10 protein-coding genes are annotated in these 12,321 nt (G+C 46.4%); all 10 read left to right on the top strand.

Annotation, left to right across the window (positions count from 1 at the left end; all coding sequences use genetic code 11):
- The first annotated feature begins 10 nt into the window (after positions 1 to 10).
- The gene (locus G9G53_RS08740) at positions 11 to 643 is read left to right on the top strand and encodes a tetratricopeptide repeat protein (protein WP_165146938.1); all 633 of its coding nucleotides are present in this window, start codon (positions 11 to 13) and stop codon (positions 641 to 643) included.
- A gap of 157 nt (positions 644 to 800) precedes the next feature.
- On the top strand, positions 801 to 3,668 hold the full coding sequence (dinG, locus tag G9G53_RS08735) for an ATP-dependent DNA helicase DinG (RefSeq protein WP_029517368.1): 2,868 nt from the start codon (positions 801 to 803) through the stop codon (positions 3,666 to 3,668).
- A gap of 43 nt (positions 3,669 to 3,711) precedes the next feature.
- Positions 3,712 to 4,365 carry a redox-sensing transcriptional repressor Rex gene (locus G9G53_RS08730; protein WP_029517369.1) on the top strand — a complete coding sequence of 218 codons (654 nt, stop codon included), beginning with the start codon at positions 3,712 to 3,714 and terminating at the stop codon, positions 4,363 to 4,365.
- Entirely contained in the window at positions 4,352 to 5,653 is a 1,302-nt protein-coding gene (locus G9G53_RS08725) for an amidohydrolase (RefSeq protein WP_069011508.1), read from the top strand. Before G9G53_RS08730 ends, G9G53_RS08725 begins: the two co-directional genes overlap by 14 nt.
- 37 nt (positions 5,654 to 5,690) lie before the next feature.
- Positions 5,691 to 6,215 carry a cell wall elongation regulator TseB-like domain-containing protein gene (locus G9G53_RS08720; protein WP_039271118.1) on the top strand — a complete coding sequence of 175 codons (525 nt, stop codon included), beginning with the start codon at positions 5,691 to 5,693 and terminating at the stop codon, positions 6,213 to 6,215.
- 446 nt (positions 6,216 to 6,661) lie between these two features.
- Complete coding sequence (locus tag G9G53_RS08715) at positions 6,662 to 7,195, top strand: hypothetical protein (RefSeq protein WP_165146935.1); 534 nt, start codon at positions 6,662 to 6,664, stop codon at positions 7,193 to 7,195.
- Positions 7,188 to 8,690 (top strand): AAA family ATPase, encoded by a 1,503-nt coding sequence (locus tag G9G53_RS08710; protein WP_165146932.1) that lies wholly within the window; start codon positions 7,188 to 7,190, stop codon positions 8,688 to 8,690. Before G9G53_RS08715 ends, G9G53_RS08710 begins: the two co-directional genes overlap by 8 nt.
- A 136-nt stretch (positions 8,691 to 8,826) precedes the next feature.
- On the top strand, positions 8,827 to 9,699 hold the full coding sequence (locus G9G53_RS08705) for a 3-hydroxyacyl-CoA dehydrogenase family protein (RefSeq protein WP_165146928.1): 873 nt from the start codon (positions 8,827 to 8,829) through the stop codon (positions 9,697 to 9,699).
- The gene (locus G9G53_RS08700) at positions 9,696 to 10,892 is read left to right on the top strand and encodes an acetate/propionate family kinase (RefSeq protein ID WP_165146925.1); all 1,197 of its coding nucleotides are present in this window, start codon (positions 9,696 to 9,698) and stop codon (positions 10,890 to 10,892) included. The genes G9G53_RS08705 and G9G53_RS08700 overlap by 4 nt, the downstream gene beginning before the upstream one ends.
- Before the next feature lie 132 nt (positions 10,893 to 11,024).
- On the top strand, positions 11,025 to 12,320 hold the full coding sequence (gene asnS / locus G9G53_RS08695; protein ID WP_013310674.1) for an asparagine--tRNA ligase: 1,296 nt from the start codon (positions 11,025 to 11,027) through the stop codon (positions 12,318 to 12,320).
- Position 12,321 lies beyond the last annotated feature (1 nt).

Genomic DNA, 12,321 nt, shown 5'->3' with positions numbered 1-12,321 from the left:
CGGGATGCACATGTTCCAGCATGTATTCGCAGAAATGAACAGCATGTTAGATGATATCGTGAAGCATTACCCATCAGCCCAGGGCTCCCGCAGGCAGGAGCTGCTACAGCACTGGAGTCTGCTGCGGAGAATGAGTGACGGAATTATGGATGAGTGGCTGGCCTTTGAGGAAAAAATGGTGTGCCTGCGTGCGGCCGGCTTTTCCGCGGAGACCGATATGTCTGACACGGAGCTGCCTGAAAAAGAGCTGCCGGCTTTTAGTCGGGGGCAAGGGTATTATCGATTACTTATGTACTCTGAGGCGATCCAACAATTTGAGCAGGTACTACAGCATTTTCCGAACAGTTGGCAGAGTCGCATGTATATGGGAATGGCCTATTTTCAACTAGATGATCCAGCAGAAGCTGTATACCATTTTCAGAAGGTGCTGGACCTGACTGAGCAGGCAGGACTAAAAGCGGTCATCTATAATGCGCTAGGCTGTCTGTTGGCAAAGCAGGCTGACGTAGAGGAGGCGCAAAAATGTTTTGCTCTCGCACATCAGTTAGATCCTGCGTTACCCGAGCCGCTGTACAATATGGAAGCCTGTTTGTCCGGTACCGAAAAGCTTCGATACGACAGCTCCATAATGACCTGGATGTAGTTGTCAGACACCGAGTAAGACGATGCATGCCCACCTCCTGAGGCGGCGTATGCATCGTCTTTTTTGGCTGTCTTAATTTCCAAACACGCGATCTTCTGCTATGCTAATATACGGAGTTATTATTTTTGTAAGTGTCATAAGAAAGGATTAAGCCCGAATGAAATTTGCGGTATTGGATTTTGAAACGACAGGCACCCAGTCCGCGGATGACATCATTCAAGTCGGACTTGCAATTATAGATCATGATAACAGCATTTCCCGTGTTTACGGCTCTTATGTGAACCCTGGCAGATCTATTCCACCTTTTATCACTGGATTGACCGGAATTACAGACGATGACGTGAAGGATGCACCTGCACTTGAAGAAATGATGATGGAGCTTGTGCCTATGCTGGACGATGTTGTACTGGTCGGTCATAATGTGGCGTTTGATTTTAATTTTTTGCAAAACGCTCTGGATCGGTGCGGATACTTGCCATTTAGCGGAAGAATCTTGGATACAATGGATTTTCTGAAAATTATGTTTCCATCACTATCTTCGTATCAGTTGGGTTTTGTGTCTTCTGAGTTCGGGCTGGCACATGATCGCCCTCACCAAGCAGACAGCGACGCATTGGCTACGGCCGAGGTATTTTTAAAGTGTCTGGGTGAGCTTCAAGCATTACCTCTGATAACGATACAGCGGCTTAGTGATTTGTTTGCAGAGGAAGACAGTGACCTTGGATGGTTTCTTGATGGGGTGCGTGAAGAGAAAGAGCTTGATCCTATTCAGGATTTGGAGGGATATCAGTTTTTTCGTCAGCTTGCGCTAAAAGTGGAAGATTGGACGGAGCTAGCTGCTCCGCGTAGAGAAGATGACCCGAATCCACTGTCAGGTGTTACCTTTGAGGAGTACATGGATGATGTGCGGGACAATTTGCGTTCATCCTTGAGTCAATATGAGGAGCGCGAGGCGCAGATACAGATGATTGAGGGTGTGAATCAGGCACTGAGTGAAGACAAGCATCTGCTGATTGAAGCAGGTACAGGAACAGGGAAGTCTCTGGGTTATTTGCTCCCATCGCTGTATCACAGTGTGAAAAAGGGACAGCGCGTTATGGTGAGTACACATACGATCAACCTGCAGGAGCAATTACGCGAGCGCGACATTCCGATGCTAACCAAGGTGATTCCGTTTCCGTTCCGGGCTGCTATTTTCAAGGGTCGGGGACATTATTTGTGTCTGCGTAAGTTTGAACATAAAATAAACAGAAGAGACTTCGCTACACCGAAGGAAGATTTAATTACAGCGGCTCAGATGATCGTCTGGTTGACGCTAACAGAAACCGGTGATGATGAAGAACTGAATCTGAGCAACCGTGGAGGGGATTTCTGGGAAACGGTGGCGAGTGATTCAGAGTCCTGTCTTGGTCGTTCTTGCCCATGGTTCCGCAAATGTTATTATCATCGTGCACGCCATGAAGCAGGAATAGCGGATGTTGTTATTACGAATCACTCTAAGTTGTTCACAGACGTCAAAGCCAGTCATCAGTTATTGCCGAGCTATGAACATCTGGTGATAGATGAAGCCCATCACCTGGAGGAAGTAGCTGGTAAACACCTAGGTATGCATATGAAATATTTCACACTCGTGCATACACTGACGCGACTGTTCAAAGACAGCAAGAATGGACAACTGCCTTCACTTCGTCAACAGTTGGCGAAATCGGGGCACGAGAAGTCGGCAGATTGGGCCTCAACTATCGACCAGCTGTATCCGCTCGTGTTAGAGGTGAAGGAAACTTGGGACCTGCTAAGCGACAAGCTGTTTGGCATGTTGCCGGAGCGAAGTGATGCGACACCGGGTGAAACAGGACAGTTTTCTTCCCGTCTCAAACCTTCGGCCAAGCCTGCAAAGTGGGATCAGGCGGGAGCTTTGGAAAATCAGCTATATGTAACGATGAGCGAAATTTTGCGCAAGGGCGACAAGCTGATGCTGGACGTCAAGGAAGAACATGACGATTATGCGGCGGATAGCCTTATTACAGATATCACGGGTCTGCTCAAGGATTTGGCGGGGATTCGAGAAAATTTGCGCTTTTTTATCCGACTCGATGATGAAACAACCGTATACTGGCTCGAGGCGAGCGGGCAATTCCGTAGTAAATCATTGCAATTTTATGCGGTACCCGTCGATGTGAGCCGCCAGTTGAAAGAAATGTTTTTTGACAAAAAAAGAAGCATTATTCTGACTTCTGCTACCTTGTCGGTAGATAAGTCGTTTCAGTACATGATCGATCAGCTCGGCTTACAGGAGGCCGCAGATCAAGAGCGGCTGATGACTTCGCAGCTCCCGTCACCCTTTAATTACAGGGATCAGGTGTTGCTGGTTATTCCACGGGATTTCCCAAGTGTGAAGGGCAGTGTAGGAGATGCACATTTTGTAGATATGCTCGTTAGCTCTCTAGGAGCGACTGCTCAGGCGACGCAGGGGAGAATGCTCGTTCTGTTTACGTCCTATCGGATGCTCCGGCAAGTGTATGAGCCGCTCAAAGAGGCCTTAGCATCCAGCGAAATTACTGTGCTGGGACAAGGTGTGGACAGTGGAAGTCGCAGCAAGCTAACCCGCCGGTTTCAGGAAGCGAAAGCTTCTGTATTGCTGGGGACCAGCAGTTTCTGGGAAGGCGTCGATATTCCGGGGAAGGCTCTGACTTGTCTAGCCATTGTTCGCTTGCCGTTTCAACCGCCGAATCACCCGCTGCTGGAGGCAAAAAGCGAACTGCTCCAGCAGCAGAAGAAGAATCCATTTATGAAGCTGTCTGTACCTCAAGCGGTCATTCGCTTCAAACAGGGATTTGGTCGGTTGGTACGTACAGCGAACGACCACGGGGTCGTTATCGTTTATGATACGCGTGTGATTGAATCCTATTACGGAAAGCACTTTTTGTACTCGTTACCGGGACCAAAAATGGAGCATATGCCATCGGAGCAAATGGTGCCCCGCATCGCCGAATGGCTCCAATCCGCCCCGGAGACAGAGGCATAACGGACGGACATAAGTATGTTCGTTACAATTAGGGGGAGCAAGTATGAAATCAGATAAAATTTCAGAGGCTGTCGTACGGAGGTTACCCGTATATTTACGTTATCTGAATGCACTTCACAAACGGGAGGTGGCTACGGTCTCTTCACAAGAGTTGGGACAGAGGCTAGATTTGAACCCGGCCCAAATCCGTAAAGATCTTGCTTATTTTGGAGATTTTGGTCGGAAGGGTATTGGTTATGATGTTTCTTATCTCATTGAGAAAATACGCCATATCCTGAAAATCGACCAACAAATTAATGTAGTCTTGGTCGGAGCGGGTAATCTGGGGCAAGCCCTTTCGAATTATAACGCTTATTTAAAAGACAATATGAAGATTGTGGCGGTATTTGATGCGTTTCCGGATAAGGTAGGAACCAAGATCAATACATTGGTCGTGCAACCGATGGATGAACTGGAAGCGACTGTGAAAGAAAAAAACATTCGAATCGGGATTATTACCGTACCTGATTTTGAAGCACAGCACGTGGCTGATAGGCTTATTGATAGCGGAATTGGAGCGATCCTGAACTTTGCACCGACTACTCTCAAGGCACCAGCCAACATTCGGATTCATGCCACAGACTTTACAACTGATTTGCTTAGCCTCGCTTATTATTTGGAGGACGGAAAGGAAGAAGCACAATATGACAGTGAATAAATGGATGATTAAAAACGGATCTTTTGCAGTAAATGGACCAGAAGCAGGGGTAGTCCATGGTTTTATGATTGTGGAGGATAGTCGTATTACTTATATTGGCGAAACCTTGCCTGCGGGTGAGGAAGAGACGGAAGCGATCGATGGTAAAGGGCTATTGTTTTTACCTGGTCTGATCAATACTCATGGTCATGCGGCGATGTCTCTACTGCGTGGGCATGGAGATGATTTGGCACTTCAAGTATGGCTTCAGGAAAAAATGTGGCCTATGGAAGCCAAGTTTACATCTACAGACGTGTACTGGGGTACGTCCTTGTCTGTGCTGGAAATGCTGAAAGGTGGAACAACAACCTTCCTCGATATGTACGATCATATGGATGAAGTGGCTCGTGTGGCTGAGGAGTCAGGTATTCGTGCAAGTCTGATGCGTGGAGCAATTGGACTATGTTCGGAGGAAGAACAGCGAATCAAGCTGGCAGAGGCCGTGACTTTTGCACGTAACTGGCACGGTAAAGCAGACGGGCGTATTACTACGATGATGTCTCCGCACGCGCCATATACATGTCCACCTGCGTTTATTGAAAAATTCGTACAAGCTGCGCATGATCTGGACTTGCCACTGCATACGCACATGTCTGAGACGATCGCCGAAGTAGAGCAAAACGTACGCGACTACGGTTTGCGTCCGGTTGCACACTTGGATAAGCTTGGCTTTTTCTCCCGTCCTTCGCTTGTTGCCCATGGCGTTCATTTGAACGACGAAGAAATAGCTTTACTGGCAGAACGTGGTGTAGCGGTTTCCCACAATCCTGGCAGCAACTTGAAGCTGGCAAGTGGTGTGGCAAGAGTGCCTGAATTGCTGCGTGCAGGGGTTACGGTTTCTCTCGGAACGGATGGTCCTGCCAGCAATAATAACCTGGATATGTTCGAGGAAATGCGTCTGGCAGCACTTATTCACAAGGGTGTATCCGGTGACCCTACGGCAGTTCCTGCAAGTGAAGCGCTGCGTCTGGCAACGGAATACGGTGCAAAGTCGATTGGTTTAAAAGAAGTAGGAGCGTTGGCAGCAGGCAACAAGGCTGACTTTATCGCGTTGGATCTGAATCAGGCACATTTCTTGCCGCGTACAGATCTTATTTCCCATGCGGTATACTCTGCAAGCGCCAAGGACGTGGCTCATGTGTGGGTAGACGGTCGTCAGGTTGTGAAAAACGGCGAATGCCTGACTATGGACGAGGAACGTATCAAACATGAGGCACAAGCCGCCTTTGAAGGGCTGCTGTCGCGCTAATTCAGGTGTCACATCCCCTTAGAGAGGAAGCACGGGTTTGAAAAATAAGAAAAAATGGATAGCGGTCGCCATTTTGGCCGTGATACTGATCCTGGTCAGCATTTTCTGGTATTATTCCTATGTTACTCAAGACCAGGTGGCTGAGAAAAATGCCGCTATCATTAAGGCCAAGCAATCAGGTGGTCTGGTTAGCACGACTCAAACATGGAAGTCTGTGTGGGATCAGGTATATTGGGTGGTTCAAGGGAAAAATGCACAGAATGAAAATATAATGGTATGGGTTCCTTTTCAAAAAGTGGAGGGACAACCTAACGTACCTGCCGCAGATAATAGCGGTGTTCATACCGAGCTGCTGAAGAACGGAGTCGACGAGCAAAAAATGACGTCGCTAATTCAGCAGCAGCTTCCAGGTGTAAAAATTGTAAGCCTCCAGCCGAGTGTGTTCAATGGCGAATATGTGTGGCAGCTGTTTTACGATGATGGAAGCCATCATTACTATGCCTTTTACCGTTTTTCAGATGGGGGAGCGACGGGGGTAAAGTATACTTTGCCCAATAACTGAGCTGGTTGAGGATTAGCAGATGTGGAATGAATGACTAGTAAATGATTAAAAGCTCAAGAAAAAGACGTAAATGCGATGAAATTCGTATTTACGTCTTTTAGTCTTGCTATGCCGTAAAGATGAGCTGAAAGCCAGCGAAGCATCTTTACCTACCCAACTTCTCTCCTAAGGCAAATTCATCTTTATGGCGGGCAACAGCGATCGTAAGATCAAATCCTACACGCAGCGTCCCACCTCCACCATAACCAAAGATTTTGCCTCATCACAACTCCTCCACACATTGCCTTCGATTTTAGATATACGTTATGATATACTATATTTTATAAGTGATAGACAAAAATGATAGAAAAAAGAATTGCTGATCACTGTAAGATCATGCAATTTGGTTGTTTGTTGACATTCGTCCCGTTTCTTCTGAGTTTTACATTTTGAGAGGAGGATGTTGTTTGAAATTGCGTGCAGTTCCTATCGTTGTGGCGGCAGTTTTGGCAGCTTTGCTGCTATTTGGGGGATGGTTCATTTACCGTCAGGTTACAATGCAAAGTCCTCTGGAAAAACTGGTTTCTCAATATCCAGGCGTGACAAGCGCTCAAATAGATATTAAACAGGATCGGGTTGTATTGAAACTAGATCTCAAACCGCAGGCGGATGTGGCCGGATTGGTCGATGTAGTTAAGCAAAAAGGACAATCCATCATTGGCAGCCGCACCATTAAGCTCGATATTGCAGACCGTTCCAATTCAGCACTGAATCAATGGTGGTCTGAGGCTATGTTTCCTGTAGCCGAAGCGATGGAAAATAGAAAGTATACTCAAATTTCATCTACAGTTGAGCATATGAAAAAGAAAAAGACGGGTATCAAAGCTGATACCGACATGGATTCGAACAATGTCTATATCCGACTCAGCGAAGGGAAAGCGACCAAGTTTATCGTTTTGCCACGTCAATCTCAGCAAATGGGGGTATGGCCTAATGCCTAGATGGATCAAGGAAATATTAATCGGCATTGTGCCTGTAACCATTATATTTCTCGTTTTTATTGGGGTAAACATTATCCCTCTTCTAGTTGCTGGTGTGATGTTCAGCGGCTTGTTAATGCTCATGCATGCTCGTGGGGGCTTGGCCGTAGGTGCTGGGCAAGAACGTAAACGTAAAAAAAATGGTCCGGACAAGCTGACTTTTGAGGAAATCGGTGGGCAAGAAAGCGCTAAGCAGGAGCTGCGTGAGGCCTTGGATTTTTTGAATCGACATGATGAAATCTCCAAGTTTGGTATCCGTCCATTAAAAGGCGTTTTGCTCACAGGTCCTCCGGGAACAGGAAAAACACTGATGGCTAAGGCAGCGGCACACTATACTAATTCTGTTTTTGTTGCAGCCTCAGGTAGTGAATTTGTTGAAATGTACGTTGGTGTTGGAGCAGGTCGTGTGCGTGAGTTGTTCCGGGAGGCACGTACTCGTGCAGCCAAGGAAAAGAAGGAAAATGCAATTATTTTTATTGACGAAATCGACGTTATTGGTGGTAAACGTGAGGGTGGACAGCAACGAGAATATGATCAGACTTTGAATCAGTTGCTGACAGAAATGGATGGTATTTATTCGGTAGATACACCGCGGATTTTGATCATTGCGGCAACAAACCGTAAAGAAATGCTGGACAGCGCCTTAACGCGTCCAGGGCGTTTTGACCGTCATATTCAAGTGGATTTGCCTGATAAGAAGGGCCGTCTTCATATTCTCAAAATTCATGCCAAAAACAAACCGATTCAGGAAGATGCGAATCTGGATAAAATTGCTGAGGAATCTTATGGGTTTTCTGGCGCACAGCTGGAGAGCGTAATGAATGAAGCGGCAATCTATGCAATGAGACAGGATCAGAAAATGATTGCACAGAAACATCTGTCGATGGCAATTGACAAAGTGATGATGGGTGAAAAGACAGATCGAGAATCGACCTTGGAAGAGAAAAAACGTGTAGCGATTCATGAACTAGGACATGCTATTATGGCCGAAATTGTTCGTCCTGGTAGCGTAAGCCAGGTAGCACTTAGCCCACGTGGGAAAGCGCTTGGGTATGTGCGTCACAATCCACAGCAAGAGCAGTATTTATACACCAAGCAGTACCTGGAGGAGCAGATTATGATCTCGCTCGCAGGGGCTGCGGCAGAAGAAATGTACTATGGCGGTCGAAGTACCGGCTCTAGTAATGATTTTGAGCAAGCACTGAACATCGTTCATACGATGATGACTTCCGGTTTGACTTCACTTGGCATTATTAACATGGAAATGGTAACGAAAGAAGAACTCATGCGGGAAAATGGCGAGATTATGGCTGACCTGCATACCCGAACTTTGGAACTGCTGGAAAAGCATCGTCCTGTGTTCGACAACTCACTTGACATCCTGATGAAGGAGGAAACTTTGTCTGGAGACCAATTTAGATGTCAATTTAGTGAAAATGCTTTATTACCAGCATGATTTTTTATGCTGGTTATTTTTTTTTACTTTTAGTCCGTGCTAAGATATTATTATCTATTGGGACATAAACATGTATTTTTCGACAAAGAAGGATACAATATATGAGAGTGACCAGGAAAGGGTGGAGTAAAGAATCATGCAATTCAAAAAAATCGGCGTCATCGGCGGCGGCACCATGGGACAGGGGATTTCTGAAATGCTCGCGTCCAAAGGAATCGATGTGCTGCTGGTAGAGCAGACACCAGAGAAACTAGACTACGCCTACAATATGATTGAAACGAGTCTGGACAAACAACTGGAAAAGTGGGCAATTACTCAAGCTGAGAAAAAATTGATCTTATCCCGTATTCAAAAAGTAATCCATTTGGCGGAGCTCGGCAGCTGCGATATGGTCATTGAGACGATTACAGAGAATCTGGACGAGAAGAAAGCAGTGTTCCAAGAGCTAGACTATGTGTGTCCAAGCAATATTATTCTTGCAAGTAATACATCCACGCTGAGCCTGACCGAGCTTGCCAGCTCGACCAAGTATCCTGAGCGTGTTATTGGTATGCACTTTATTTATCCAGTATCCCGCATTGATCTTGTAGAAATTATTCGTGGTTTGAAAACTTCGGACGATACATTTGAAAACACTAAGATGTTTGTGGAAGAAATAGTGGAGAAAAAAGGAGTCATGATTTACGAATCTCCTGGATTCGTAACAAGCCGGATAATCTGTCTGTTGATTAACGAAGCGGCTCATGTACTGCAAGAGGGCGTAGCTTCCGCTGATGATATCGACGACGCTATGCGAATCGGCTACAGCTTCCAAAGCGGTCCTTTGGAAATGGCTGACCGCTTTGGTCTGGATTCCGTTTTGGCTGCTCTGGAGCGTATGTTCCGTGAATTCGGCGAATTGAAATATCGTCCGTCCATCGTACTGAAGAAAATGGTGCGTGCAGGTAATCTGGGCGTGAAATCGGGCGAAGGCTTCTTTAAGTACGACAAGGATGGTGACCGGATATGAAAATTCTCGTAATTAATGCAGGGAGTTCTTCCCTAAAATACCAATTGTATGATATGACGGACGAGTCCGTTCTGGCCAAAGGTTTGGTAGAGCGTATCGGTATGGATTCCTCCATTCTGACGCATAAGCCAACCAATAAAGAAGAATACACTGAAGTTAGCGAAATTCTGGAGCATACTACAGCCATCCGTAAAGTGCTGAACGCACTCACAAATGCTGAACATGGTGTAATCTCCAGTACTAGTGAAATTCAGGCTGTGGGCCACCGTGTGGTTCATGGAGGCGAAATCTTCAAACAGTCAGCAGTTGTAACGCCTGAAGCGAAGAGTGAAATCCGCCGCTTGTTTGACCTGGCGCCACTGCATAATCCCGCTTCCATGATGGGGATTAAAGCGGCTGAATTGAATATGCCAGATGTACCGCAGGTTGTAGTATTCGATACCTCGTTCCATCAAACCATGCCTGAAAAAGCTTATATGTACGCCATTCCAAGAGTGTTGTACAATAAGTACAAGGTTCGTCGTTACGGTGCCCACGGTACTTCTCATGATTTTGTGAGTAAGGAAGCAGCCAAATTCCTTGGTCGTCCTTTGGAAGACCTGAAGATTATCACTTGTCATATCGGTAATGGTGGTAGTGTAACAGCAGTTCAAGGCGGTTTGTCTGTTGATACTTCCATGGGGATGACTCCACTGGAAGGCCTTATGATGGGTACTCGTAGTGGTGATTTGGACCCAGCAATTGTACCTTATGTCATGAACAAAGAAGAATTGACTGTCAATGAAGTCAATTCCATGCTGAACAAGCATAGTGGACTTTTAGCTATCTCCGGTATCAGCAGTGACATGCGTGAAATCACAGAAGGTATGGAAAAAGGCGAAGCTAATTCTACATTGGCATTTGAGATGTATGAATACCGTCTGCGCAAATACATTGGATCGTATGCTGCCGCAATGAACGGGGTAGACGTAATTGCATTTACAGCAGGTGTAGGCGAGAACTCCATCGTTCTCCGTAAGAGAGTGTTGGAGCAATTGACATTCCTCGGTGTCGAGCTGGATGAATCGTTGAATGCTATTCGTTCTGGCGAGCCTCGCCGGATTACAACTGCAAATTCAAAGGTAGAAGTACTGATCATTCCAACGAACGAAGAACTGGTTATTGCCCGCGACACGTTCCGTCTGGTTCAGTAGTTCGGTTCGAAAGTGTAAACTTTATGCATGTGGACTATTGTTTGAGTTCCGCATGCACCAAACAGCGAGAGCAAACAGCCTGACCCAGGGGGAAGGGCTGTTTGATTTTCGGTTAAGAGGAGAGAGACGGTCATGACGAATAAAAGTACGATTGCCCAAGTGGGTCGCCATGTAGGGGAAACGGTTACAATCGGCGCTTGGGTAAACAATAAACGATCTAGTGGTAAAATTCAGTTCCTGCAACTGCGCGATGGTAGCGGGTATATTCAAGGGGTTATCGTGAAAAGCGAAGTGTCCGAGGATATTTGGAATGACGCCAAATCCTTGACTCAAGAGAGCTCCCTTTACGTTACTGGAGTGGTGCGTGAAGAACCGCGTAGCCAATCGGGCTTTGAATTAACGGTTACAGGCATTGAGATTATTCATTTGACCGAAAACTACCCGATTACACCCAAAGAGCACGGTGTAGATTTCCTGATGGATCATCGTCACTTGTGGTTGCGTTCCGCCAAGCAACGTGCTGTTCTGATCGTACGGGCGGAAATTATCCGTGCTGTACAGGAATTCTTTAACGGCAACGGCTTTACGAAGGTGGACCCACCCATTTTGACTCCTTCCTCTGCAGAAGGCACAACAGAGTTGTTCCACATTAAATATTTTGATGAAGATGCGTATTTGACACAAAGCGGACAGTTGTATATGGAAGCCGCGGCAATGGCGCTGGGCAAAGTGTATTCCTTTGGTCCAACTTTCCGTGCAGAAAAATCCAAAACACGTCGTCACCTGATTGAGTTCTGGATGATCGAACCTGAGATGGCTTTTGTGGATCATGAAGAATCCTTGCGCGTACAGGAGCAGTTTGTAAGCCATATCGTGCAATCTGTTCTGAAAAATTGTGCGAAGGAGCTTGAAACTATCGGACGCGATGTTTCGAAGCTGGAGCAAATTCAAGGCGAATTCCCACGTATTACGTATGATGAGGCGATTGCCTTCCTTCAAGGTGAAGGTTTCGATATCCCATGGGGGGAAGACTTTGGTGCTCCTCATGAAACGGCGATTGCCGAAAGATATAACAAGCCTGTGTTTATTACACATTGGCCGACACACATTAAGGCATTCTATATGAAACCAGACCCGACCCGTCCAGAGGTTGTTCTGTGTGCCGATATGATCGCTCCTGAAGGCTACGGCGAAATTATCGGGGGTTCCCAACGGATTGATGATCCAGCATTGATGGAAGAACGTTTTAACGAGCATAACTTGGCTCGTGAAGCCTACCAATGGTATATGGATCTGCGCACCTATGGTACCGTTCCGCATTCTGGTTTTGGACTGGGCCTGGAGCGTACAGTAGCATGGATTTGTGGACTCGATCATGTACGTGAAACGATTCCGTTCCCACGTATGCTGTATCGTTTGTATCCGTAAC

Origin of the sequence: Paenibacillus sp. EKM206P (assembly GCF_011066155.1) — a bacterium.
GTDB lineage: Bacteria > Bacillota > Bacilli > Paenibacillales > Paenibacillaceae > Paenibacillus > Paenibacillus polymyxa_D.
The sequence above is the reverse complement of the archived record's forward strand: the minus strand, read 5'-3'. Positions and strand labels throughout refer to the sequence as shown.

Coding starts and splice junctions, on each gene's coding strand:
- G9G53_RS08740 (WP_165146938.1), top strand. CDS start 11: ATGTTCCAGCATGTATTCGCAGAAATGAACAGCATGTTAGATGATATC.
- dinG (WP_029517368.1), top strand. CDS start 801: ATGAAATTTGCGGTATTGGATTTTGAAACGACAGGCACCCAGTCCGCG.
- G9G53_RS08730 (WP_029517369.1), top strand. CDS start 3,712: ATGAAATCAGATAAAATTTCAGAGGCTGTCGTACGGAGGTTACCCGTA.
- G9G53_RS08725 (WP_069011508.1), top strand. CDS start 4,352: ATGACAGTGAATAAATGGATGATTAAAAACGGATCTTTTGCAGTAAAT.
- G9G53_RS08710 (WP_165146932.1), top strand. CDS start 7,188: ATGCCTAGATGGATCAAGGAAATATTAATCGGCATTGTGCCTGTAACC.
- G9G53_RS08705 (WP_165146928.1), top strand. CDS start 8,827: ATGCAATTCAAAAAAATCGGCGTCATCGGCGGCGGCACCATGGGACAG.
- G9G53_RS08700 (WP_165146925.1), top strand. CDS start 9,696: ATGAAAATTCTCGTAATTAATGCAGGGAGTTCTTCCCTAAAATACCAA.
- asnS (WP_013310674.1), top strand. CDS start 11,025: ATGACGAATAAAAGTACGATTGCCCAAGTGGGTCGCCATGTAGGGGAA.